Origin of the sequence: Mesorhizobium sp. J18 (assembly GCF_007829525.1) — a bacterium.
Classification (GTDB): domain Bacteria; phylum Pseudomonadota; class Alphaproteobacteria; order Rhizobiales; family Rhizobiaceae; genus VLJP01.
The window spans coordinates 30001-53453 of sequence record NZ_VLJP01000067.1; the positions used below are offsets into that span (position 1 = coordinate 30001).

Genomic DNA, 23453 nt, shown 5'->3' on the forward strand with positions numbered 1-23453 from the left:
CGTTCGCACCATGCCCTTCGTCCATGTCAGCATGTCCCTGGCTGCACCGCATGCGACGACCAAGGACTATCCGCCCTTCGACCCTCTTGCCGTCTTTGCCGAAGATGGCGCCGTTCAGACGGCCCGTACGGGACTCATTTACGGCGCCAAGGTGGAAAGCGAAGTCAGCCTGCGCACGAGCGATTTCCCCTTCTCCTCTGCCATGTTCGAGGAAAAGGGTGGATTGAGCGCCGACGAGGTGGAACGCGTCGTTCGCAACACCGGCGCCATCCTGACCGAGGGCGATGTCCAGGTCGCATCCCTCCACTATGTCGATCCGCAGCGCTTCGGCGATACCCTCTCCACCCAAGCGCTTTCGGCAGCCTATGGCGTGCGCATCGTTCAGGAGAATGTTTCGGTCGCGCCGCGCGACATGCCCGGCGAGGCGGAAACGGAGTTCGCCGAGGACATCATTGCTTTCAATGCGGACAAGTCGATCGACGAGGCCTTCGTCCAGTCCGGCTACGAATCCCAGAATGCCGCCGACATGGCTGATGCAATCAGCAAGATCCTGAATACGACCGCCCTCAAGGCCGGCACCGTGCTTCGGCTGGGGCTGGTCACTAGCGACGAGGAAACCCGCGTCGTTCGCACCAGCGTCTATGACGAGAAGCAGCACATCGTCACTATCGCGTTGAACGATCGCGAACAGTTCGTCCCGGCCGAGGAGCCGGAGCTCAATCCGGAAATTCTGGCCGCGTTCGAAAACCGGCCGCAGCCCATTCGCACGCGCGGGGAACTGCCCCGCGCCTATGACGGCCTTTATCGCGCCGCCTATTCCTACGGATTGACGCCCACGATGACCAGGCAGCTCATCCGGCTGCTCGCTTCGGATATCGACTTTCAGTCCCGGCTCAATCCCTCGGACCGCCTCGAGGTCTTCTTCTCGCAGCCGGGACCCGACGACAAGGCCACTGATCAGTCGGAACTGCTTTATGTTAGCGCGACCTTCGGCGGCAATACGCGCAACTTCTATCGCTTCCAACTCGAAGACGGTACGGTCGATTATTTCGATTCAGAAGGTCGTAGCGCACGAGCCTTCCTGCTCCGTAAGCCGGTCCCGAACGGCGTCTTCAAGTCCGGCTTCGGCGGCCGGCGCCATCCGATCCTCGGTTATGTGCGCATGCATACCGGCGTCGACTGGGCGGCCCCACGGGGTACGCCGATCATTGCTTCCGGCAATGGCGTCGTGGAAAAGGCCGGCTGGACCGGTGGTTACGGCCGGCAGACAATCATCCGTCATGCCAATGGCTACGAAACTTCCTACAATCATCAGAGCGCCATCGCCAACGGAATAAGGCCCGGCGTGCGCGTGCGTCAGGGTCAGGTGATCGGCTATGTCGGCTCTACGGGCCTGGCAACCGGCCCGCATCTGCACTATGAGCTCATCGTCAACGGCCGCAAGGTGGACCCGATGCGCGTCCGCCTGCCCGACAGCCGCACTTTGGAGGGTGCCGAACTGGAAGCCTTCTTGCGCGAGCGTGACCGTATCGACACGCTGCTGAAGGAGCGCGGCCAGGGACAAATGACAGTCGCCAGCCGCAATTAATTTGTCCCGCTGCTGTCGACCGGACCTCCTTTCGGCGCGTTGGCCGCATGATTCCAGGCGGGCTGCGTGATCCAGCCAACGATTGCTGCGCCAAGGCAGAACACTGACGAGATGACCGCAATCGCCTGAAAAGCCTGCGTCGCCGCCTTTGCCCGAACTGCCTCCATTGCCGGTTCGAGCGGCTGGCGGGGCAACGCGCCGAATTCCACCGTGACACTGCTTTCGCCTATGGCGTTGCTGTAGACGATACCAGCCACAGCTCCGAGTGCGGCCACCGCCAACAGTCCGCCGGCCCGGGCGACTGCATTGTTTATTCCGGAAGCAAGACCGGAATCCGCGTCCGGGGCGGCAGCCATGACAGCGGTCGACAGCGGCGAGACCAGGATTGCCATGCCTAGCCCCATGACGACGAGGAATGGCAGCGTGACGCTCCACATCATCCTCAGGGGCATGGTCGCAGCGACACCGGCGAAGGATATGGAAACGAGCAGGGCACCAGCCGTAAGCAGGAATCTTGGCCCGTGAAGATCGGCAAGCTTGCCGGCATAGCCGGAAAGACCGCCGATCAGCAGCGACAGGGGCAGGAAAAGCAGGCTGGCCTGCCATTCCGGCACATGCCAGGCCGAAACCACCGTCATTGGCAGGAAAAACAGGACGGCACTGAAGGCGAGAAACAGAATCAGCGTGTAGAGATTCGCCCCCGAGAATGCCCGTGACCGGAACAGATCGAGCTTGACCATCGGCACTCGTGCCCGCCTTTCCCAGAAGATGAAAACGGTAAGCAGCAGGATGCCAGCACCCAGCCACACGGCGGGCGGCATTTGCCTCTGGTCCTGGGGCAGGCCGAAAGCCGTCAGGCCCCAAGCGACGAGACCCAGCCCCGCAGTGACAAGAATCGCGCCAGGCCCGTCCAGCTTTCTCGCTACGCTCGGCCTGTCGGCCGGCACGCGCGAGAACAACATGATCAATGCCACGAGGCCGATCGGCACATTGATGGCAAAGATGACGCGCCACATCCAGTCAGCCCCGAAGGAAAGAACCAGCCCGCCGACAAACGGCCCCATGGCGGTCGTGAGCGACGAAGCCGCCGCCCATATGCCGATCGCCCGCCCGCGTTCGGCCGGCGGATAGGCCTTGGCGATGATCGCCAGGCTGCCGGGAACCATGAAAGCCGCGCCCATTCCTTGTGCGGCTCGCAAAATGATCAGCGTCGACCCGTCCGGCGCCAGCGCGCACAGGAGCGACGTCGCCATGAAAACGGCGATACCACCTGCGAAGATGTTGCGGACACCGTAGACGTCGCCCGCGGCGCCACCCAGGAGCACGAGTGCCGACAGAAAAAGCATGTAGCCGTTATTGATCCATTGCGCGTCCACGAGAGACGCGCCCAGATCCGCGCGGATCGCCGGCATGGCCAAAGAGACCACAGAGCCGTCGATGAAACCCATCGATGAGGCGAGAATCGCCGAGATCAGAACGAAACGCCGGCCTTCCGGCGGACAGAATGTGCGGCTGTTCGATACGGGCACAGCAGCGGTCGCGGTTCGCGCAGCGGATGTTTCCATTACGCAAAGCTACCGCTGGCTGCCTTGGCCGAACAGCATCATGGCGACGGAAATGGTCGAATCGGCGTCCTTTGGGAGCTCAGCGAACGGCGCCGGATTCTCCTCAGATCAATCCACGAATTCCACTGTCACGCCGGGTTTCACCAGATTCGCGAGTTCCTGCGCGTCCCAGTTGGTCAAGCGCACGCAGCCATGGGAGCTGGTTTTTCCGATTTTCGAGGGCTCGGGCGTGCCGTGGACACCATAGGTCGGTTTATCCAGCGCGATCCAGACCGAGCCGACGGGCCCGTTCGGACCCGGAGGAAGGGTCAGTATCTTGTCGTTATTGCCCTGCTTGAAATTCACCTTTGGATTGTAGGTGTAGTTCGGGTCTAGTGCCACGCGTGAGACCGCGTGTATGCCGGTCGGAGAAGGCGTGTCCGCCGAGCCGATGGTCGCCGGATAGACCGCCACCAGGCGGTCGTCCGCATCATAGGCAAGCAGCTGTTTGCGACTCTTGTCGGCAACCAGTCGCTTTACCTCGGTTTTGACAGGCGTGCCGGGATTCACGACCCGGATAATCGTACCAGGGCGATTGAAGTTCGCCCCAGGATTGAGAGCCTTGAGGTAGTTCTCATCCATATGGAAGCGTTCGGCCAGTGCCTCCGACACGGACGTGAAACCGAGATGATCGAGCTGGGCCTTTTCACCGTAATCCTCCGGTATGGAAGCCACATAGGGGCCCGCCGCGTCCTGCACGGTGATCGTATATTCGACAAATGCCGGGCCGCCGGTCGCCTCAAGCTGCTCCTCGATCCATTTCTTGTCATAGGTTTTCAGCTTCTGGCCGGTGATTTCCTCGTAGGCTTCAATCGCTTTGTTGACATTGTCGCCGATCTGGCCATCGATGACACCCGGCGAGGCACCTGCCCGGTCGAGAAGCACCTGGAACTTGGCCACCTCCTCGCTGGCGCCTCGCGCCATCGGCACGGTGATGCCGGAGCCCCCGGGCAGGGTTTGCAATGGTCCGGGTTCAAGGATCGAATCCGAACCTTCCTGGCTGTTGGGTTCCGGCACCGCGGCAAATTCGTTGTTCGTCGATTCGTTCGGATTTTCGCCGATCTGTTCGCCCGACGGATCATCAAGCGGGGCCCGCCGAACCGTGTCCCGTTCGATCCCGTAGGACGGTTCTTCGCGCGCTATCGGCGCTTCGGGATATATATCCGGCGGGCCGTTGAAATCGTCTCGGAATTCCTCGCTCACGGGAGGCGGCTCGCGGCGACCGAGCTCGACTTCTCTTTCGCGCCGGTAGCGTTCGATGTCGCGCGGATCTGAAAAATCATAGATGCGGCTATCGCGCTCGGGAACTTCAAGCGGTTGCGGCCGCGTGACCCGGCGTGGCGGCCGAATTTCGACGATCTCTCCCGTCCGCGAATCGACCACCACCTCCCGTCCGTAGCCATCTATATAGACATCGAAAATCGGCATCTGGACCAGTTGCAGAGAAACCGGCCCGCGCCCTTCCATGCTCATGCCTCCGGTACGCGGCAGTGCCGTTGCGCTATGCGCCATCGCCAGAAGCGAAAGGAGTGCCAGAAAAGCCGCCCTCGACATCATGCCTCTATCCCGCTTTGCCTCGTCTCCAGCCTTGTCCGCCTCCTGCCGGCGGCTGACCGATACTTTATTGTATTTGACAGATGAACCGGACATGAAAATGGCCGCCAGAGGCGGCCATTCAAGATTGGGGACCGCAGGATTTACGCTGCCTTGTCCGTCTGCGCCGATGTCGGCTTAGACCGAAAGATCAGACGGTCCGAGCCCGCCGTGATCTTGACCGTTGAGCCGTCGAGGATCTCTCCGAGCAGGATCTTCTCCGCCAGCGGATCCTGAAGCTCCTTCTGAATCACCCGCTTCAGCGGGCGGGCACCATAGGCTGGATCGTAACCCTTCGCCGCCAGCCAGTCGATCGCTTCCTGATCGAGATCGAGCCTGATCTTGCGGTCGGCAAGCAGATTCTCCAGCCTTTTGAGCTGAATTTCCACGATCTGCCCCATGTCCTGTCTGCGCAGCCTGTGGAACAGGATGATCTCATCCACGCGGTTGAGGAATTCCGGCCGGAACGACGCCCGCACAACGCCCATTACCTCGTCGCGAACCTTGTCGACATCCTCACCCTCGCCGAGATTGACGAGATATTCGGCGCCGAGATTGGACGTCATCACGATCAGCGTATTGCGGAAATCGACCGTGCGACCCTGTCCGTCGGTCAGTCTGCCGTCATCGAGAACCTGCAGCAGCACGTTGAAGACATCCGGATGCGCCTTTTCGATCTCATCGAAGAGGATGACCTGATACGGCCGCCGGCGTACCGATTCGGTCAGGACGCCACCTTCCTCATAGCCGACATAGCCGGGAGGAGCGCCGATCAGGCGGGCCACGGAATGCTTCTCCATGAATTCCGACATGTCGATGCGCACCATGGCCTGCTCGTCGTCGAAGAGGAAATTGGCGAGCGCCTTGGTGAGCTCGGTCTTGCCGACGCCGGTGGGACCGAGGAACATGAAGGAGCCGATTGGCCGGTTCGGGTCCTGCAGTCCGGCACGTGCACGGCGAACCGCCTTCGATACCGCCTGAACGGCCTCGCCCTGGCCGACGACCCGCTTGGCGATCTCGTCTTCCATGCGCAAAAGCTTCTCGCGCTCGCCTTCCAGCATCTTGTCGACCGGAATGCCGGTCCAGCGCGAGACGATCTGGGCAATGTGATCCGGCGTCACGGTTTCCTCGACCATGCCGCCCTTGCCGTCATTCGCCTCGGCCTCCTTCAGCTTCTTCTCAAGCTCCGGAATGCGGCCATAAGCCAGTTCGCCCGCCCGCTGAAATTCGCCGCGGCGCTGCGCGATAGCCAGCTCGTTGCGCGCTTCGTCGAGCTGCCGCTTCAAATCGGCGGCCAGACCGAGCTTCTCCTTCTCCGCCGCCCAGGCATTCGTCAGGCGAGTGGATTCTTCCTCGAGATCGGCAAGCTCCTTTTCCAGCCGGGCGAGACGGTCCTTCGATGCCTCATCCTTCTCGACCTTCAGGGCCTCGCGCTCGATCTTGAGCTGCATTATGCGCCGATCGAGCTCGTCGAGCTCTTCCGGCTTGGAATCTACCTGCATGCGAAGCCGCGAAGCCGCCTCGTCGACGAGGTCGATCGCCTTGTCAGGCAAGAAACGGTCGGTGATATAGCGGTTCGACAGGGTAGCGGCCGAGACAAGCGCCGAGTCGGAAATGCGCACCTTGTGGTGCTGCTCATACTTCTCCTTTAGCCCGCGCAGGATGGAAACCGTGTCCTCCACAGTCGGCTCGTCCACGAAGACGGGCTGGAACCGGCGGGCAAGGGCCGCATCCTTCTCGACATGCTTGCGGTACTCGTCGAGCGTGGTGGCGCCGACGCAGTGGAGTTCGCCGCGCGCCAAAGCCGGCTTGAGCAGGTTCGACGCGTCCATCGCGCCGTCCGCCTTGCCGGCACCGACCAGAGTGTGCATCTCGTCGATGAAGAGAATGATATTGCCGTTCGCCGCGGTGATTTCCGACAGAACCGCCTTCAAACGCTCCTCGAACTCGCCGCGATATTTGGCGCCGGCGATCAGCGCGCCCATGTCGAGCGCCATGAGCTGCTTGTCCTTGAGCGATTCGGGCACATCGCCATTGATGATGCGCAACGCCAAGCCTTCAGCGATCGCGGTCTTGCCGACGCCCGGCTCGCCGATCAGCACCGGGTTGTTCTTCGTGCGGCGCGAAAGCACCTGAATCGTGCGCCTGATCTCGTCGTCGCGCCCGATCACGGGGTCAAGCCGGCCGGAACGCGCATCCGCCGTCAGGTCGCGCGCATATTTCTTCAAGGCGTCATAGCCCTGCTCCGCACTCGCCGTATCGGCGGTGCGGCCTTTGCGGACCTCGTTGATGACCTGCTTGAGAGCCGTCGGCGTCACGCCGGCCTTGGTCAGGATGTCGGCCGACTTGGCCGATCTCTCCATTGCCAGCGCCTGCAGCAGCCGTTCGACGGTGACGTAGCTGTCACCCGCCTTCTTCGCCACCTCCTCAGCGGTCGCAAACACCTTGGCGAGCGGTTGCGCCAGATAGAGCTGGCCGTTGCCGCCTTCCACCTTGGGCATGGCCTCAAGGGCCGATTCGACCCCGAGCCTTATGTCGCGGGCATTGCCCCCGGCGCGCTCGATCAGCGAGGCGACAAACCCTTCCTCGTCATCGACAAGCACCTTCAGAAGGTGCTCCGGTGTGAATTGCTGATGATTCCTCGAAAGAGCGAGGGTTTGGGCCGACTGGATGAATCCTCTGACCCGTTCAGAATATTTTTCCAGGTTCATGAATGTCTCCATGCCATCACCAGCCCGCTTTGCGGCACCGGATCAGTTGAAGGTGACAGACCCCCTCGAACCACGATGGTTAACCCGTCGTGATCCGCTTTGTTCGGCGGGTCCAACTTCTTCCGATATGGGGACGAGACAAGCACCTCTCAAGTGGGCGGCATAAACGAAAAGCGGCGGAAAAACCGCCGCTTCCCCAAATCGATATATCTTCCAGGGAAAGCTGTTACTGCGCAGCTTCCACATGGGAGGTCTCGCCCTCGCTGCCGGCCTCGGCCGAAGCCTGCGCGCTTTCGTCCTTGCTGCGGCTGCGCGTCGTCGTGCGGCGCGGACGCCGGGTCCGGCGAGGGGGCTGTTCCTCGCTGGCTTCCGCAGCTTGGACATTTTCCTGGGCGTCGGGTTTCTCAGCCGCTTCCGCACCGTTCGCTTCCAAACCGTTCGCCGGTGAAGGATCGTGACCATTGGCGCCATTGGCGGCGGCAGACTGCTGGTTGAGGGCGATTTCAGCCGGTGTTCCGTCAATCACGGGCTGCGGGCCAGAGCCGTCATTCACCCTTTGCCGCTCGCGGCCGCCGGAACCGGCCGCAGCTTCATACTCGTCGCGCTCATCCATATCGTCATCGATTTCGCGGCTCTGCTGCTGTTGTTGCTGCGCCTGAGCGGCTGCGATGATGCGATTATAGTGCTCGGCATGCTGCAGATAATTTTCAGCCATGACGCGGTCGCCGGAACTCTGCGCATCCCGCGCCAGAGCGGCGTATTTGTCGGCGATCTGCTGTGCCGTGCCGCGGATTTTCACGTCGGGGCCGTTGCTCTCGTAGCTGCGGGTGAGCGGATTTGGACCCTTGCGGTTGTTATTGTTGTTGCCGCGTCCGCGCATACGCCTGTTCTGCTGTTGTGGCCTCATTCCATTCTCTTTTTTCGAGATGATTGCGATTGTTCGGGGAACACGGCCCGACCGTATCCCTCAGATTTTCTCTCAAACGGCGAGCCGCACACACGTGCGCTTCCGTGAACGTCATCCTGTTCGGTTCGTTTCACAAGCCGGACGATCCCCGCACGAAGCCAAGGCGTCGCTTACGCAAGAAGGCAGCTTGTCCGCGGGAACCGAATCGATAACGGCACTGCCTGCTTCGTTTCATCCGGTAGCCGGAACCTAGCCGCATTCGGCAACCTTGCCAAGTATTTTTTCATGCGCCGTCAACGTCTTCCGCCCGACCGAAAATCAATGCCCGGTCATGCCCCCCAAGATCACGGCCATGAGCCATTTCGGCATATCCGAGAGAGGCAAAGAGCGATGTTACCGCATCCCGCTGATCATACCCGATCTCGACCCCCACGATGCCGCCATCGACAAGATGGCGCTTCGCCTGGGTCGCGATGATCCTGTAGGCATCCAAACCGTCCGGTCCTCCATCGAGAGCCGCTCTCGGGTCGAAATCGCGCACTTCTCGCGCAAGATCATTCAATACGGCAGTCGAGATATAAGGCGGGTTTGAGACGATCACATGAAATCGCCTACTCACTTTTGCGAACCAATCGGACAGAACCGGTTCAAAACGCTCGCCATGCCCCATTATATCGGCATTCGTCCTGGCGGTTGCAAGCGCGTCGGATGAAATATCTGTGGCCACTGCATGCGCCATGGGCAATTGGCCGAGCAGTGCCAAGGCTATCGCCCCCGTTCCCGTGCCGATGTCTAGGATACGGCATTCGCCATGTGCTTCCGTCGCATGACGCGCGAAGGGCAGAACCAGATCGACCAGCGTCTCCGTATCCGGGCGCGGTTCGAGGGTACCGGGCGAAAGCTGGAGCCGCATTCCGTAGAATTCGCGATAGCCGAGGATGCGATGCACCGGTTCGCCCTTCAGGCGACGCTCCACGGCACCGCGGACCGCCTCGACCTCGTTCGCCGGTAGGGCTTTCCCGGGCGACGCTAATGCCTCGGTGCGCGTGGTTCCTGTGAAATGCTCCACCAGGAGCCTCGCATCCAGGGCCGCTTCCGTCACGCCGGCACTTTGCAGCCGGTTCCGTGCTTCGGCCAGCATAAGGCCAAGTGTCACGACCCTGCCTGCCTCATCCATCCGTGCCCACTTCCGCCAGCAGCTTCGCCTGGTGATCGGAGATGAGCGCGTCGATGACCTCGTCGAGATCGCCTTCCATCACCCGGTCGAGCTTGTAGAGGGTCAGGTTGATGCGATGGTCCGTCAGCCGGCCTTGCGGGAAATTGTAGGTGCGGATGCGCTCGGAGCGATCGCCGGAGCCGACCTGCAGCCGCCGCGCCTCGGACCTCTCGTCCGCCGCCTTCATGCGCTGCATGTCGAAAAGCCGCGCGCGGAGAATCTGCATGGCGCGCGCCCTGTTCTGATGCTGCGACTTTTCCGCCTGCACCACCACGATGCCGGTCGGCAGGTGGGTGATGCGGACTGCCGAGTCCGTGGTGTTCACATGCTGGCCGCCAGCGCCCGAGGCTCGCATTGTGTCGATGCGGATGTCTTCCGGGCGGATATCTACATCGACCTCTTCGGCCTCCGGCAGCACGGCCACGGTTGCCGCCGAAGTATGGATGCGTCCCTGCGCTTCCGTCTCCGGCACGCGCTGCACCCGATGCACGCCGGATTCGAATTTCAGCCGCGAGAAAACACCCTTGCCCGAGACCGTGGCGATGATTTCCTTGTAGCCGCCCGCCTCACCTTCGCTGGCCGACACGATCTCGATTCGCCACCCCCGCGTGGCCGCATAGCGCTCATACATGCGGAAGAGATCGCCGGCGAAAAGCGCGGCCTCGTCGCCGCCGGTCCCGGCGCGAATCTCCAGAATGGCGTTCTTGTCGTCCGCAGCATCCTTCGGCAAGAGCAGGATCTGGATTTCTTCTTCCAGCCCTTCGATGCGCTCCTCGACCTCGGCAAGATCGGCTTCGGCGAGTTCGCGCATCTCGCGCTCTGTCGTCTTGTCCTCGATCATGCTCGTCAGGTCGGCCCGCTCGCTTTCGGCCCTGTTCAGTTCGCGGATCTTGCCGGCCATGTCCTGCAAATCGGCATATTCGGAGGCGAGCTTCACGTAGGCATCCGGCGACGGGCCAGCCGCCATCTGCGCTTCGAGCAGTTCGAAACGCTTCAGCACCTGATCCATGCGGTCGCGCGGCAATGCAGTCATAGGGTGTGGCTTTTCACAGAGGAATGTCGTGCTTCTCGGCAAAGTCGTGGAGAACGGCTCGGATATCGGAAACCGGTCCGTGGTTCGCAAGAGCATCGTCCATAAGGGCCGTCAATTCTGCCAGTGGCAATTCGCAAACCATCGCCTTCACCGGACCGATCGCCGCCGGCGACATGGATATTGAGCGATAACCTATGCCTAGTAGCGCCAGCGCCGATATTGGCCGACCGGCCAGTTCGCCGCAGAGGGTCACCGGCGTATGCATCTCCTCGCCGGCGACCACGATCTGCCGCAGGAGCCTCAGGAACGGCACGCTCAACGGATCGAACCGGTCGGCAACACGGGTATTGCCCCGGTCGCTTGCCGTCACGAACTGGAAGAGATCGTTGGAGCCGACGGAAACGAAGTCGACCGCCTGCATCAGTTCCTCCAACTGCCACAGAAGCGAGGGCACCTCGACCATGGCGCCGAGCTTCAGGCTCGTCGGCAGATGGTGGGCGAAACGGGAAAGATGCCGCACTTCCCGGTCGATGATCTCGCGCGCTTGCCTTATCTCGCCGATTTCCGTCACCATCGGCAGCATGAGGCGCAATTCGCGCCCGCCGGCGGCCTTCAGCAAGGCACGGATCTGGGTGCGCAAAAGGCCGGGCCTGTCCAGCGTCAGCCGAATCGCGCGCCAGCCGAGCGCGGGGTTTTCCTCCGGTCCGGCTCCCTTGAAGTAAGGCAGCACCTTGTCGCCGCCTATGTCGATCGTGCGGAAGGTGACCGGCTTGCCYCCTGCCGCGTCCAACACTTCGCGGTAAAGCCGCTCCTGCGCTTCGGCGCGCGGGAATGTCAGCGCTACCATGAACTGGAGCTCGGTGCGGAAAAGGCCTATCCCGGCCGCGCCCGACTGCTCAAGTTGCGGCAGGTCGACAGCCAGTCCGGCATTCATCAGCAGCGTGACCGGCACGCCGTCCTTCGTCTCGGAAGGCTTGTCGCGCAGCTCGCGGTAAAGCTTCTGGCGCCGCGCCCGGAAGCGCACCTTTTCCGCATAGGCCGCCTCGACGTCGTTCTGCGGACGCAGATGCACGCGTCCATCCTCGCCGTCTACGATGATCGCATCGCCGTTTTCCGACATGGAGACGACGCCCATGACCTGCCCGACGGTCGGTATGCCGATGGCGCGCGCCACGATGACAATATGGCTGGTCGGCGCACCCTCCTCCAGCACGAGGCCCCGCAGCTTGTGCCGGGGGTAGTCGAGTAATTCCGCCGCCCCCATCGAGCGGGCAACGACGATCGCATCCTTTGGCAGAATCTCGGCAATGTCCTCCGGTCCGCGCCCCATGAGCTGGCGCAGGAGCCTGTTCGCCAGATCATCGAAATCGCTCATGCGCTCGCGCAGATAGGGATCGGTCATGTGCAGCATGCGGGCCCGCATGTCGCTCTGCACCTTCTCGACTGCCGCCTCCGCCGTGAGCCCGTTGCGGATCGCTTCTTCGAGGCGCCGCACCCAGCCGCGATCATTGGCGAACATCCGATAGGCTTCCAGAACCGCCCGATGCTCGCCCTCGAAGGCGACGTCGCGTCGCGACAGCATGTCGTCGATCGACAGCCTGAGAGAACTCAACGCCGTCTCGAGCCGCTCGAGTTCCTCGTCGGTATCCTCGTTAAAAAGATTGGTGACAACGATACGCGGCTCGTGCAGCACCACATGGCCGAGGCCGATGCCATCGTTGAAGGGAAGCCCGGTGAAGCTCATCGGACGCCGCAGGTCGAGTTCGATCCCGGGCCGGGTAAGGCGCGCCAGATCGCCGGTCGCGATCATCTCGGCGATCACCATGGCGGTGGTTTCAAGCGCCTCCACTTCGTCTTCGCGGTAGTGACGATTGGTCCGGTTCTGCACCACCAGAACACCTAGAGTGCGTCCGGCGCGCAAAACCGGCACGCCAAGAAAGGAGTTGTAGATCTCCTCTCCCGTCTCCGGCAGATAAGCGAAAGCCGGATGCTTCTGCGCGTCGGAAAGATTGAGCGGCCGGGCGCTGGCGGCGATCGTGCCGACAAGGCCCTGTCCGAGACGAAGCTGCGCCAGGTGGACGGAACCCGGATTCAGGCCTTCCGTTGCATAGAGCTCGAGCACCGAATCAGCACGCAGGATATAGAGCGAGCAGACCTCGGCCACCACATTGCGGGCGATCTCACGCACAATGCGGTCGAGACGCTCCTGCGGCTCGAGCGGCTCCGCCATGAGCTCGCGGAGCCGTCTCAGCAATACGCGCGGACCTGCGGTCGTATCTCCCATGGTGGTGCTCTCCAACGGCCCCGGAGGGCCCCGCCAGCATGACGGCACCCTCTCGCCGGTCGCTGGCTCTTGCTTCTACTATTGCTTATCCAGACCGTAGACGGAATGCAAAGTCCGTACGGCCAGTTCTGCATAGGGGCCGTCGATCAGGATAGAAATTTTTATCTCCGACGTGGTGATGGCGCGGATATTTATGCCCTTTTCCGCCAAGGCCTTGAAGGCAGTGGCCGCCACGCCCGCATGGCTGCGCATACCTATTCCGATCACCGAAACTTTTACCATCCCCGCCTCGGACTGAACGGCGTCGAAGCCGACCGTGGCGCGATTCTTTTCCAGGACGGCAAGCGCCTTGTCCACATCGCCCGACGGCACGGTGAAGGTCATGTCGGTGCGCGAACCGTCCTCGGAAATGTTCTGGACGATCATGTCGACATTGATATTGGCCTCGGCCAGCGGCCCGAATATCCCTGCCGCCACGCCCGGTCGATCATCGACCCGACGCAGCGAGATCTGGGCCTCGTCCTTGGCATAGGCGATGCCGGTGACGACTTGCTGTTCCACGATTTCATCCTCGTCGCAAATGAGCGTTCCGGGCGGATTGTCGAAATCTCCCATGCCCGGCGCATCGGGTTCCTCGAATGAGGAGCGGACAAACGTCCGCACCTTGTGCACCATCGCCAGTTCGACCGAGCGCACCTGCAGCACCTTTGCGCCCAGCGAGGCCATCTCCAGCATTTCCTCGAAGGAAATCTTGGCAAGCCGCCGCGCCTTGGGCTCGATCCGCGGATCGGTCGTGTAGACGCCGTCCACATCCGTATAGATATCGCACCGATCGGCCTTCAATGCGGCGGCAATGGCAACGGCGCTGGTATCGGAGCCGCCTCGCCCGAGAGTGGCGATGCGGTTGTCGGGCCCGATGCCCTGGAAGCCCGTAACGACGGCGACCTGCCCCAGCCCCATGCGGCGCACCAGTTCGCTGCCGTCTATGTCGAGAATCCGCGCCGCTCCATGGGCGTTGTCGGTACGAATCGGGATCTGCCACCCCTGCCAGGAACGCGCATCGACGCCGATCGATTGCAAGGCGATCGCCAGAAGGCCGGCCGTCACCTGCTCGCCGGAGGCTACGATCGCATCATATTCGCGCGCGTCGTAGAACGGGGTGCTGGAGCCGGTCGCCTTCGGCATACCCTGCGCCCAGGCGACGAGTTCATTCGTCTTGCCGGCCATGGCGGAGACGACCACGGCCACCTCATGGCCCGCATCGACCTCGCGTTTGACATGCCGCGCCACATTGTGAATGCGGGTGAGATCGGCGACGGAAGTACCGCCGAATTTCATCACGATGCGCGCCATGGTCGCGAAAAGCCTTCTTCGCAGGTGGCCCGGGAAGCTCCCGGAAAAGTTGGAAAAGATGTTTCGCCGCCGATGGCGGCGCGGTTTCCATATCCAATAGGCGCGCCTTCCGCAAGCGAGGCGCGCACTCCACCTTTCGACCGCTCTCACAATCGCGGCTTGACATCGGCTCGCTTCGAACCGACTTGTTTGCGTTCCAAGAGGAGGCCATGCCACATGCCCGAAGCCCGACGAACGACCATCGACGCCGGAGAAATCGAGCGCTTCTCTGCTCTTGCCGCCGAATGGTGGAACCCGAACGGAAAATTCCGCACGCTGCACAAGTTCAATCCTGTGCGCCTTGGCTTCATCCGTGACAGCGTCGCGGCACATTTCGGCCGTGACCCGCGTGCAGCCAAGCCATTCGAGGGACTTCGTTTTCTCGATATCGGATGCGGCGGCGGTCTGCTGTGTGAGCCGATGGCCCGTCTCGGCGCCGATGTGGTGGGAGCCGACGCCTCCGAGACCAATATCGAGATCGCTCGGCTTCATGCCGCCGAAGGCAATGTGAAGATCGACTATCGCATGGCGACGGCGGAAGAGCTTGCCGATTCCGGCGAGAAATTCGACGTCATTCTCAACATGGAGGTTATCGAGCATGTCGCCGACAAGGACCTCTTCATCGCCAAATGCGCCGAAATGCTTGATCCGGGCGGCATCATGTTCGTCGCCACGATCAACCGCACGCTGAAGGCGCTGGGCCTCGCGATCATCGGCGCGGAATATGTCCTGCGCTGGCTGCCGCGCGGCACCCATGAATATTCGAAGCTCGTCCGGCCGGAGGAGCTGGAGCGCGCGCTGGCTGCAGCCGGCATGACGATCAAGGACCGGACCGGCGTGGTCTACAATCCCCTGGCGGACCGTTGGCAACGCTCGCGCGACATGGACGTCAATTACATGGTGCTCGCCGAGAAAGTTGCAGCTGAACAGGCTCAGCCCGCGGCCTGACGGCGCTCCTCGGCCTGCTGGGCCAGCGTCGTCAGCAAGACGCCGATGGTGATGATCGCAGCGCCAAGCCAGGTGACGGTCGGATAGCGTTCGCCGAAGACGGCCGTGCCGATCACAAGACCGATCGCCGCCGCCACATAGCCGATCTGGCTCAGATAGACCGGGCCGCCGACCGTCTGCAGGCGAAAGAAGAAGACGAACATCACCGCCGCCGCAGTCCCCTGCGCGATAACCGCCAGAGGGATTTCGCCGAGCAGCGCGACGGGAATGCCGTCACCGATCATGACCATGCCCGTGAGCAGCATCAGGGCCGAGGCGACATGGCTTCCGACGGCGAGCTCGAGCGGGCTGCTTTCCGGCGGCCAGTCGAGCGTGCGGTAGATATTCCCCGAAGCGAGAAGCACCGGAATGACAAGCGCCACAGCAACCCAGACGAGCTCCGCCGGGCGTCCCGCCTCGCCACGTGACAGCGCTACCATCATCGCTCCGGCAAAGCCGACGCCAATGCCCGTGATGCCGAGAGCATTCGGCCTGCGCAGCCTGAGGGCGATAGACATTGCCAGCGTTATCACCGGCGACAGCGTAAACATGATGCCCGAATATCCCGATCCGAGCCGCGGTATGACAAGGAACAGGATCAGGTTCGGCAGGGCATAGGAAATTGCCGCCGTTATGAAGAAATAGCGCAGCTTGTGCGCGTTCGGTAGCCTGGCCTTGCTGCTGGCGAGCAGCGCCGGAAGAAGCAGAATGCCAGCGCCGAAGGAGATGACGAAGGACCATGCCGGCGCACTCACGCCTGCTGCGGTGGCCATCTTGCCGAGGGGAAGGGAAACGCTGAGGAAGGCACCAGTCACGAGCAGGAGACCAACGGCGGAATTCCAGATCCCCATGCTGCGTGTTCCTGAATATCTGCGGTCAGGGAAATTCGATCAATTGTGATCGTCGGGGAATGTCGGCAGCGGCATGAATTCCACGCCCTCCTCCGCGAGGCTTCTTGCCTGCTCCAAGGTCGCCTCGCCATAAATACCGCGCGCCTCGGCCTCTCCGAAATGAATCCTGCGGGCTTCCTCCGCGAACCTGTCGCCGACATAATCCGCATTCTCGCGGATTTTCTCGGCCAGTGCCTTGAGCTGCGCCATGACCCGCTTCTGCTCCTCGCCCATGGCGAACGCCATCTGAGCCTTCTTGCGGCCGGTCGAGACGGCAGGCGCCATCAGCCCCTTTTCCACTTTGGTCGAGCCGCAGTGCGGGCAGGTCACCAGCTTGCGCTGCTTCTGCGCATCGAAATCGTCATTGTTGCGGAACCAGGCCTCGAATTCGTGGTCCTGCTCGCAAGTGAGAGCAAAGCGGATCACGAGGCGGCCCTTTCAGGTTCTGCGCTTCGCGCCATCTCCGCGGTCTCCAGCGAAAATTCCCGCGAATTCCTGAGATTGGGGATTTTCCGGCGCGCTTCTTCCGACGCGGCGATATCGATGTCGGCGACGATCACTCCGGGTTCGTCATGGTCGGCCTCGGCCACAATCCGCCCCCAGGGATCGACGACCATGGAATGGCCGAAGGTCTCCCGGCCATCCTCGTGTTTTCCGCCCTGCGCCGCCGCCACGACCCAGGCGCCATTCTCAATGGCGCGGGCGCGCAGAAGCACGTGCCAATGCGCCTCCCCCGTCTGCCGGGTAAAGGCCGCAGGCACGGTCAGCATCCGCGCGCCGGCAAGCGCCTGCGCGCGGAAAAGCTGCGGGAACCGCAGATCATAGCAGATCGCTAGACCCATCCGGCCAAAAGGCATCTCTGCGACGACTGCCCGGCTTCCTGGCTGATAGGTGGCCGATTCGCGCCAGCTTTCGCCCTTGTCGAGATCGACATCGAACATATGGATCTTGTCATATGTCGTGACCAGCGAACCGTCGGGAGCGAAAAGGAAAGCCCGGTTGGCGACCTTGCCGTCGTTAAGCGCCACCGCCGTCGAGCCCACATGGACAAAGATCGACAGCTCCGCTGCTAGGGCGGCTGCCTTAAGGGCGATCGGATCGTCCTTTTCGCCCTTGATCTTGGCCAGCAATTCTTCGCGGGAGCGCACGAGGATGCCCGTCATCTCCGGCGACTGAACGTAGACGGCGCCCTTCCCGGCCGCTTCCCGGACAAACTGCTCGAAAATTTCGGCATTTCTTTCGGGATCGGTACCCGAACGCATCTGAATGGCGGCAATGCGCAAATTGGTCATCGCGTCTCCTGCAAGGGTTCTCCGGCAAGCAGAGCATCGAGCTTGCCGGCTTGCTCCAGTGCATGCAGATCGTCGGAGCCGCCAATATGCGTCTCCCCGATGAAGATCTGCGGGAAGGTCGAGCGGCCATTGGCGCGCTGAATCATTTCCCGGCGCAGCTCCGGCGAAAAACTCGCATCGTGCTCGGTATAGTTCACGCCCTTCCTGTCGAGGAGGCGCTTTGCCGCCGCACAGTAGCCGCACATCGCGCGGGTATAGATCGTGACATCGACCATGATCGGTTCCGTGACTTTTTGCGCCCTATATAGTGTCTGCATCTTCAGGCCGGAAGTCCCCCGGCAACACGCGAGCGAAGGTCAGGACATCGACGTTCCGCGCCCCCGCCCGCTTCAGCGCCCGGGTGACCGAGGACACCGTGGCACCCGTCGTGTAGACGTCATCGACGAGCACCACGCGCCGGCCGGCGACCGCGATCTCCTTTTCCGGCCGCACCCTGAAGGCTCCGCGCACATTGTCCTGACGCTCGCGAGCACCGAGACCGACTTGCCTGCGGGTGCCCTTGATACGTTCCACGGCCACCGGATCGAAAGGCAGGCCGGCCAGGCGCGCGAAGGCGCGGGCCAGCTCCGCTGATTGATTGAACCGGCGACGCAGGAAGCGGCCGCGATGCAGCGGGATAGGCACGACCAGATCGGCGTCGGGGATGAGTTCGCCCGCCGCCCGCAGCATCCAGCGCGCCATCCAAGGAGCCAGATCGGTGCGATCGTGGAACTTCAATTGCTGCACCATGCGCCTTGCCGGCCCGGTATAGCCAACCGCGGCGCGGGCACGGGCGAAGGGGGGCGGATTGGCAATCGCCTCGGCCGACAGGAATCCCTCGCCCATGTCATGACCGAAGGGCGTTCCCATCACCTCGCACCAGGGTTTTTCAAGGAACCGCATGGCCGGCCAGCAGCCGGCGCAAAGCGTGCCCGGCCGGACGACATGGTCGTGGCAGGCAAGGCAAACCGGGGGAAACAGAATCGTCCCCGGCCATTGCAGGCAAGCGGTTGCGTAATCTTTCCAGATTCCCGATCTCACCCGGCACTCCAAAGCCCAAGCTTTGCCACCATATCAGATTTGTGCAATGGCGCATGCGTGGAAAAGAAAGCAAGCCCATGGAAGAAATTTTCGACAGCGCGCTCCTTGTCGGACGCAAGCTGCGCGCCCTGAGGATGGGCGACGAGGATGCCGGATTCCTGATGCACCGCACCGCTGAAGACCTGGCGGAGCGGCTGGCGACCGTAGACCGCCGGTTCGAACGGTCCGCAACGCTCTTCTGCATGACCGAAGATGCCAAGGCGGCACTGCTCGCCAGCGGCAAGGTCGGCAAAGTCCTGCGGGTGGAGAGCGATACGGCGTTCCTCGGCGCGCAGGACGGCCTGGTCGCGCCGCCCGAGACGGTTCCTCTGCACCCTGCAAGCCTGGATCTGGCCGTTTCATTGCTGGCCTTGCAGGAAACCAACGACACGCCGGGAATGTTCGCGCAGATCCGCCGCACATTGAAACCCGACGGCCTGTTTCTTGGCGCCATGATGGGTTCGGGAACCCTGGTGGAATTGCGGGAAAGCCTGCTTCAGGCGGAAACGGAAATATCGGGCGGCGTGACGCCGCATATCCATCCCTTCGCCGACATGCGGGATGTGGGCGCATTGCTGCAGCGGGCGGGATTCGCCTTGCCGGTGACCGACGTCGAGACAGTCACGGCACGCTACGATACCATGTTCGGCCTGATGCGCGATTTGCGCGCCATGGGGGCAACCAATGTGCTCCGCGAGCGCAGCCGGCGGCCCGCTTCGCGGTCGCTTTTCATGCGCGCGGCGGAAATTTATGCTGACCGCTTTTCCGATCAGGACGGACGGATAAGGGCAACATTTCAGATTGTCTGGCTGTCCGGCTGGGCCCCGCATGAATCGCAGCAGAAGCCGCTGAAGCCCGGCAGCGCCGAGGTATCGCTCTCCAAGGTTCTTGGAGAAGGGAATGCGGACTAGGATGGGGACTCCGGCGGAAGAGGGTCAGCAATCCCCCGAGCGGTCTCCATTGTCGCGGGTGATGCACACGGCAGCGGGTGATTTCTGCACGCTGCGCCGGATGGCGTATTCGCCGGAATAGCTCGTGGAACTCGTAACGATCCGGTCCAAGGCAAATGGAAGATTCGCCTGGGCAAGAACCGGTCTGGGACGTTGATCGGCAATGGGCACGACTATGAGCGCCAATGCGACCGCCACCGAACCGAAAAGCAACGCCACGCGCAGAACGCCCATCCCGGCTGTGCCGATACGGGTCCAGTTCCGGTCCTGTTCCGTTTCAGTTTCCCATTCAGAATGCATGTTTGCCCGACAGCTCACCAACTCGCTGCAGCCCCTGTTCCATGGCCCCCATCGGTCAAGTTTTCATGTTTTGCTGAAGGATTGATTAACGATTTTGTTTACCAAAACCGTCGCAAAAGCGAATCAGAGAAGATCGAGAAGAAAAGGGATCAACGGMTMGTCGSSCRMCKGCMTSGCGCGCACCCAGCGGATCGTCTGACCTTCCCTCGCCTCCGGAATTCCCCAGTAACGCCGACAGACGAAAAGCGGCATCAGAAGGTGAAAATCCTCGTAAGCATGGCTGGCAAATGTCAGCGGAGCGAGGCAGGCCGTCTTCGTCTCTATGCCCAATTCCTCGCGCAACTCACGGATGACGGTTTGCTCGGGCGTTTCGCCCGGCTCGACCTTGCCACCGGGAAACTCCCACAGGCCAGCCATGGGCTTGCCCTCGGGTCGCTGCGCGATGAGAACGCGGCCATCCGCGTCGATCAGAGCGCAGGCCACGACCAGAATGACAGGTTTGGCGGATGTCTCGCTCACTCAGTGTTCTGCCGGCTGACGGTAGTGGTAACGGTAGACTTCCGCGAAGCCGAGCGACCGGTAGAGTCTCAAGGCAACTTCGTTGCCCGCCTCGACCTGAAGCCAGGCGATGCGCGCTCCGCGCAGATGGGCCCATTTCAGAGACGACAGCAGAACCCGGCGCGCATAGCCCTGGCCGCGATGCGCCTCCCCGGTGGCTATCTCGAAAAGGCCGGCCAGATCACGGTCATGCACGCAGATCGCCGTCGCCACCGCCTGGTCGAGATGTTCGAGCACGAATAGCCCCGCCTCCGGCTCGATAGAACTGATCACCTCCGACAGGCCCGGCCGCAGGCCCGCATCATGCCCGCGCACCTTGAGAGCCGCCGTGATGAAGCGGTTCATATCCTTCAGAGGGATCTGATGCATCGCCTCCTCAACGATGGAATCTTCCAGTTGAAGGCACATGACGATGGATTCGCCGCAGATGCTCCATCCCTGGTCGTCGAGATGGTGCGACAGGCGCGGCGCGGCAAGCGGCGAGATGCGGAAGGTCAGCGGCCGCCCATAAGTATCGAAACGGCGGCCCGCCCGCGCGATCCTTTCTTCGAGATTGCGGTCGTCGCTCGGGTCGAGCGGATTGATGGAGTTCAGACGCCGGGACGGATGGCTGGCGGTCAGCCGGATCAGCCAGGTGCCGTCATAGCTGATGGATGTCGCAGGCCATGCGCGGAACCCGGCTGCCTCGAAGCGCCTGATGGTTGGCAGATCATGGATGTCTCCGACGCGCACCTGCGGCACCTTCAACTCCTGTAGTCGCCGTTTATGGCGACATATTCCTTGGTCAGATCGCAGGTCCACACGGTCGCCTTCCCGCGCCCAAGGCCGAGATCGACGCGCACGGCAATCTCGTCGCCCTTCATATAGGCCGAGGACAGATCCTCCGAATAGCCCGGATCGCGTTCGCCCTCATACGCCACGCGGATATCGCCGAACCAGATGGACAGCCGGTCGCGCTCCGCCGGTTCGCCTGCCTTGCCGACCGCCATCACCACGCGGCCCCAATTGGCGTCTTCGCCAGCTATCGCCGTCTTGACCAGCGGCGAATTGGCGATCGCCAGCGCGATCAGCTTGGCCGAGCGCGCCGATTTCGCCCCGGTAACGGTCACTTCCACCTGCTTGCGGGCCCCCTCGCCGTCGCGCACCACCTGCAGGGCAAGGGACTTCAGCACGCGGTTCAGCGCCCGCTTGAACTGTCCAAGCCGGGGGTCGCGGGGATCGGAAATGACCGGAGCGCCGCGTTTCAACGCCGCGCCGGTGGCGAACAGCATCAGCGTGTCGCTGGTCGAGGTGTCGCTGTCCACGGTAACGGAATTGAAGGTGGGACCGACGCCCTTTGCCAGCAGCATCTGGAGAACAGGGGCGGCGATCGGCGCGTCGGTGGCGATGAAGGAGAGCATGGTTGCCATGTCCGGCGCGATCATGCCGGCACCCTTGGCGATACCGTTGATGACGACTTCCGCCTCCCCGATCTTCACCTTCGCCGTGGCCACCTTCGGATAGGTGTCTGTCGTCATGATCGCCTCGGCTGCTTCCAGCCAGAGTCCCGTCTCGGCCTGTTTGGCCAGGTCCCCGAGCAGGTGCGTGAAGCGGCCGGCATCGAGCGGCTCCCCGATGACGCCGGTGGAGGCCAGGAACACCTCGTCCTCGGCACACCCCGCCGCCCTTGCCGCCGCAGCGGCCGTGAGCGTGGTCGCCTCATGGCCTTTCCTGCCGGTAAAGGCGTTGGCATTGCCGGAATTGACGACGAGGATGCGCGCCTTGCCGCCCGGCAGGTTGCGCCGGCACCATTCGACCGGCGCGGAAGGGCATTTCGAACGCGTGAAGACGCCAGCCGCCGCCGTCCCCTCTTCGAAGGTCATCAACAGAACGTCGGTGCGGCCCTTGTATTTGATCCCGGCCGCGCCAGTGGCGATCCGCACGCCTTCGACGACCGGCATTTTGGGATAGGACTTCGGCGCGAGAGGAGAAATGGCGGTCGACATGGGGTTCCGAGGCAGTATTGGGAGGAAATCCGGTCTCGTTTGCCCCAGACTGCCTTTCGACGCAAGGCGTTTGTCGCGCCCCTCCTCAGCGGCGCACAGGGTTGATGAATCCGTGAAACAGGCGGTTCACACCCGGAATCAGGCCCCAGATCATCAGAGCCACCATTATGGGTGCAACCACAAGAGTGCGCTGCCAGATGGTCCATCCCTCGGTCATAGGGAAGACGAGATACAGCAGACCGGTGATGATGGGATAGACGCCCAACAGGACAATGAGGGCAAATCGGGTGCGGGAGAAGCGGGTAGCAGGTGCGGTATTCACGGAAATCTCCATCGAAACGGTACGTTTCGTTATATAAAACGGACCGTTTCGTTTCGTCAAGGACTATGGTAGCCAAGGGAAAAAGAAATCTCTGGAACCCGATGACCAAAGAGGAAACGCCCCGCAAGTCCATCGGCGCCCGGCGCAATCCGGAAAGCGCCGAAGCCATCCTTGAGGCTGCATATGACCTTTTGCTGCAGGAAGGCTATTCCGGCTTTTCGATCGAAGCGGTGGCGCGCCGCGCCCGCGCCGGCAAGCCCACGATCTACCGCTGGTGGCCAAGCAAGGCCGCCTTGCTGCTCGACGTCTACCAGCGGCAGAAACGGGAAGTGGAATATGGCGATTCCGGCTCGCTCGAAGAGGACATGTTCCGTTTGGTCAAGAGCCTGCTCCGACATTGGCGGGAAACGCCGTCAGGCAGCATCTTCCGCTCGTTGATAGCCGAAGCTCAGTCCGACGAGACCGCCGCCAAGGCGCTCGCGGACTATGCGCGCGAACGCCGCGCCGCCACCGGGCAGATGGTTCGGCGCGCCATCGAGGCTGGTGAGGTTTCGCCGGATACCGACCCGGAAGTCGTGGCCGACCTCCTGGCTTCCTATGCCTGGGTGCACTTGCTGACTGGCCGCCTCGACGAAGAGGATGGAGCCATCCGGAAGGCCGTCGCCTGTATAGCGCGCGGTGTGCTGGCCGATCCGCCGCGCGGCTGAAGTCCCGCGCGGGCG

21 protein-coding genes and 1 pseudogene (1 of these 22 running past the window's edge) are annotated in these 23453 nt (G+C 62.4%); 4 read left to right on the plus strand and 18 right to left on the minus strand.

Going from position 1 to position 23453, the window contains the following annotated elements; translation table 11 throughout:
• Positions 1 to 1588 carry the 3' portion of a M23 family metallopeptidase gene (locus L598_RS18610; protein ID WP_144865053.1) on the plus strand. Its footprint begins 350 nt before the window's first position, so 1588 of the gene's 1938 nt are visible here — the last part of the coding sequence; its start codon lies beyond the left edge, outside the window; its stop codon occupies positions 1586 to 1588.
• Here the strand turns inward: L598_RS18610 and L598_RS18615 are convergent.
• The 8 genes from L598_RS18615 to L598_RS18650 form a co-directional block, all read right to left on the minus strand.
• Positions 1585 to 3153: an MFS transporter gene (locus L598_RS18615; protein ID WP_144865055.1), complete on the minus strand. Its 1569-nt coding sequence runs from the start codon at positions 3151 to 3153 to the stop codon at positions 1585 to 1587. The genes L598_RS18610 and L598_RS18615 overlap by 4 nt on opposite strands.
• Before the next feature lie 108 nt (positions 3154 to 3261).
• A complete protein-coding gene (locus L598_RS18620; RefSeq protein WP_144865301.1) occupies positions 3262 to 4746 on the minus strand; it encodes a L,D-transpeptidase in 1485 nt (494 codons plus the stop codon).
• Between the two features lie 143 nt (positions 4747 to 4889).
• Complete coding sequence (gene clpB, locus L598_RS18625; protein ID WP_144865057.1) at positions 4890 to 7496, minus strand: ATP-dependent chaperone ClpB; 2607 nt, start codon at positions 7494 to 7496, stop codon at positions 4890 to 4892.
• 226 nt (positions 7497 to 7722) lie between these two features.
• A complete protein-coding gene (locus L598_RS18630; protein ID WP_144865059.1) occupies positions 7723 to 8403 on the minus strand; it encodes a DUF4167 domain-containing protein in 681 nt (226 codons plus the stop codon).
• Positions 8404 to 8686: 283 nt separating this feature from the next.
• Complete coding sequence (gene prmC / locus L598_RS18635; protein ID WP_144865061.1) at positions 8687 to 9580, minus strand: peptide chain release factor N(5)-glutamine methyltransferase; 894 nt, start codon at positions 9578 to 9580, stop codon at positions 8687 to 8689.
• Complete coding sequence (prfA, locus tag L598_RS18640; RefSeq protein WP_144865063.1) at positions 9573 to 10652, minus strand: peptide chain release factor 1; 1080 nt, start codon at positions 10650 to 10652, stop codon at positions 9573 to 9575. The genes prmC and prfA overlap by 8 nt, the downstream gene beginning before the upstream one ends.
• Before the next feature lie 13 nt (positions 10653 to 10665).
• On the minus strand, positions 10666 to 12936 hold the full coding sequence (gene ptsP, locus L598_RS18645) for a phosphoenolpyruvate--protein phosphotransferase (RefSeq protein WP_144865065.1): 2271 nt from the start codon (positions 12934 to 12936) through the stop codon (positions 10666 to 10668).
• Positions 12937 to 13014: 78 nt separating this feature from the next.
• Positions 13015 to 14289 (minus strand): aspartate kinase, encoded by a 1275-nt coding sequence (locus tag L598_RS18650; protein ID WP_144865067.1) that lies wholly within the window; start codon positions 14287 to 14289, stop codon positions 13015 to 13017.
• Positions 14290 to 14505: 216 nt separating this feature from the next.
• Between L598_RS18650 and ubiG the strand changes: the two genes are divergently transcribed.
• Positions 14506 to 15276, plus strand: a complete 771-nt coding sequence (gene ubiG / locus L598_RS18655) for a bifunctional 2-polyprenyl-6-hydroxyphenol methylase/3-demethylubiquinol 3-O-methyltransferase UbiG (protein ID WP_144865070.1) — start codon at positions 14506 to 14508, stop codon at positions 15274 to 15276.
• On the opposite strand, the gene L598_RS18660 is transcribed toward ubiG, so the two are convergent.
• Genes L598_RS18660 through L598_RS18680 form a run of 5 tightly spaced genes read right to left on the minus strand, consistent with a single transcriptional unit; the run spans position 15261 to position 18577 of the window.
• Positions 15261 to 16166: a DMT family transporter gene (locus tag L598_RS18660; protein ID WP_144865072.1), complete on the minus strand. Its 906-nt coding sequence runs from the start codon at positions 16164 to 16166 to the stop codon at positions 15261 to 15263. The genes ubiG and L598_RS18660 overlap by 16 nt on opposite strands.
• Positions 16167 to 16205: 39 nt before the next feature.
• Positions 16206 to 16631 carry a DUF1178 family protein gene (locus L598_RS18665; RefSeq protein ID WP_144865074.1) on the minus strand — a complete coding sequence of 142 codons (426 nt, stop codon included), beginning with the start codon at positions 16629 to 16631 and terminating at the stop codon, positions 16206 to 16208.
• Positions 16628 to 17497, minus strand: a complete 870-nt coding sequence (locus tag L598_RS18670) for a carbon-nitrogen hydrolase family protein (protein WP_144865076.1) — start codon at positions 17495 to 17497, stop codon at positions 16628 to 16630. The genes L598_RS18665 and L598_RS18670 overlap by 4 nt, the downstream gene beginning before the upstream one ends.
• On the minus strand, positions 17494 to 17772 hold the full coding sequence (gene grxC / locus L598_RS18675) for a glutaredoxin 3 (RefSeq protein WP_144865078.1): 279 nt from the start codon (positions 17770 to 17772) through the stop codon (positions 17494 to 17496). Before grxC ends, L598_RS18670 begins: the two co-directional genes overlap by 4 nt.
• A gap of 25 nt (positions 17773 to 17797) precedes the next feature.
• Positions 17798 to 18577, minus strand: a complete 780-nt coding sequence (locus L598_RS18680) for a ComF family protein (RefSeq protein ID WP_246658830.1) — start codon at positions 18575 to 18577, stop codon at positions 17798 to 17800.
• Between the two features lie 77 nt (positions 18578 to 18654).
• Here L598_RS18680 and L598_RS18685 point away from each other — a divergent pair, with 77 nt between their 5' ends.
• Positions 18655 to 19527, plus strand: coding sequence for a methyltransferase domain-containing protein (locus L598_RS18685; RefSeq protein WP_144865082.1), 873 nt, complete (start codon positions 18655 to 18657; stop codon positions 19525 to 19527).
• 24 nt (positions 19528 to 19551) lie between these two features.
• Here L598_RS18685 and L598_RS18690 read toward each other — a convergent pair whose 3' ends face one another.
• The 5 genes and pseudogenes from L598_RS18690 to L598_RS18710 form a co-directional block, all read right to left on the minus strand.
• A complete protein-coding gene (locus L598_RS18690; RefSeq protein WP_144865084.1) occupies positions 19552 to 19866 on the minus strand; it encodes a hypothetical protein in 315 nt (104 codons plus the stop codon).
• Between the two features lie 123 nt (positions 19867 to 19989).
• Positions 19990 to 20385 (minus strand): annotated as a pseudogene (locus tag L598_RS18695) ((deoxy)nucleoside triphosphate pyrophosphohydrolase).
• On the minus strand, positions 20386 to 21165 hold the full coding sequence (locus tag L598_RS18700; RefSeq protein ID WP_246658831.1) for a GNAT family N-acetyltransferase: 780 nt from the start codon (positions 21163 to 21165) through the stop codon (positions 20386 to 20388).
• A 2-nt stretch (positions 21166 to 21167) separates the two neighbouring features.
• Positions 21168 to 22409 (minus strand): bifunctional glutamate N-acetyltransferase/amino-acid acetyltransferase ArgJ, encoded by a 1242-nt coding sequence (argJ, locus tag L598_RS18705; protein WP_144865088.1) that lies wholly within the window; start codon positions 22407 to 22409, stop codon positions 21168 to 21170.
• An 85-nt stretch (positions 22410 to 22494) separates the two neighbouring features.
• On the minus strand, positions 22495 to 22731 hold the full coding sequence (locus L598_RS18710) for a hypothetical protein (RefSeq protein WP_246658832.1): 237 nt from the start codon (positions 22729 to 22731) through the stop codon (positions 22495 to 22497).
• A gap of 101 nt (positions 22732 to 22832) precedes the next feature.
• Between L598_RS18710 and L598_RS18715 the strand changes: the two genes are divergently transcribed.
• The gene (locus L598_RS18715; RefSeq protein ID WP_144865091.1) at positions 22833 to 23438 is read left to right on the plus strand and encodes a TetR/AcrR family transcriptional regulator; all 606 of its coding nucleotides are present in this window, start codon (positions 22833 to 22835) and stop codon (positions 23436 to 23438) included.
• Positions 23439 to 23453 lie beyond the last annotated feature (15 nt).

Excerpts from the sequence above, each read along its gene's own strand:
- L598_RS18690 (WP_144865084.1), bottom strand. The coding sequence starts at position 19,866 with ATGCATTCTGAATGGGAAACTGAAACGGAACAGGACCGGAACTGGACC.
- L598_RS18685 (WP_144865082.1), top strand. The coding sequence starts at position 18,655 with ATGGAAGAAATTTTCGACAGCGCGCTCCTTGTCGGACGCAAGCTGCGC.
- L598_RS18650 (WP_144865067.1), bottom strand. The coding sequence starts at position 14,289 with ATGGCGCGCATCGTGATGAAATTCGGCGGTACTTCCGTCGCCGATCTC.
- L598_RS18660 (WP_144865072.1), bottom strand. The coding sequence starts at position 16,166 with ATGGGGATCTGGAATTCCGCCGTTGGTCTCCTGCTCGTGACTGGTGCC.
- L598_RS18715 (WP_144865091.1), top strand. The coding sequence starts at position 22,833 with ATGACCAAAGAGGAAACGCCCCGCAAGTCCATCGGCGCCCGGCGCAAT.
- L598_RS18630 (WP_144865059.1), bottom strand. The coding sequence starts at position 8,403 with ATGAGGCCACAACAGCAGAACAGGCGTATGCGCGGACGCGGCAACAAC.
- clpB (WP_144865057.1), bottom strand. The coding sequence starts at position 7,496 with ATGAACCTGGAAAAATATTCTGAACGGGTCAGAGGATTCATCCAGTCG.
- prmC (WP_144865061.1), bottom strand. The coding sequence starts at position 9,580 with ATGGATGAGGCAGGCAGGGTCGTGACACTTGGCCTTATGCTGGCCGAA.
- prfA (WP_144865063.1), bottom strand. The coding sequence starts at position 10,652 with ATGACTGCATTGCCGCGCGACCGCATGGATCAGGTGCTGAAGCGTTTC.
- argJ (WP_144865088.1), bottom strand. The coding sequence starts at position 22,409 with ATGTCGACCGCCATTTCTCCTCTCGCGCCGAAGTCCTATCCCAAAATG.
- ubiG (WP_144865070.1), top strand. The coding sequence starts at position 14,506 with ATGCCCGAAGCCCGACGAACGACCATCGACGCCGGAGAAATCGAGCGC.
- L598_RS18670 (WP_144865076.1), bottom strand. The coding sequence starts at position 17,497 with ATGACCAATTTGCGCATTGCCGCCATTCAGATGCGTTCGGGTACCGAT.
- grxC (WP_144865078.1), bottom strand. The coding sequence starts at position 17,772 with ATGGTCGATGTCACGATCTATACCCGCGCGATGTGCGGCTACTGTGCG.
- L598_RS18615 (WP_144865055.1), bottom strand. The coding sequence starts at position 3,153 with ATGGAAACATCCGCTGCGCGAACCGCGACCGCTGCTGTGCCCGTATCG.
- L598_RS18620 (WP_144865301.1), bottom strand. The coding sequence starts at position 4,746 with ATGTCGAGGGCGGCTTTTCTGGCACTCCTTTCGCTTCTGGCGATGGCG.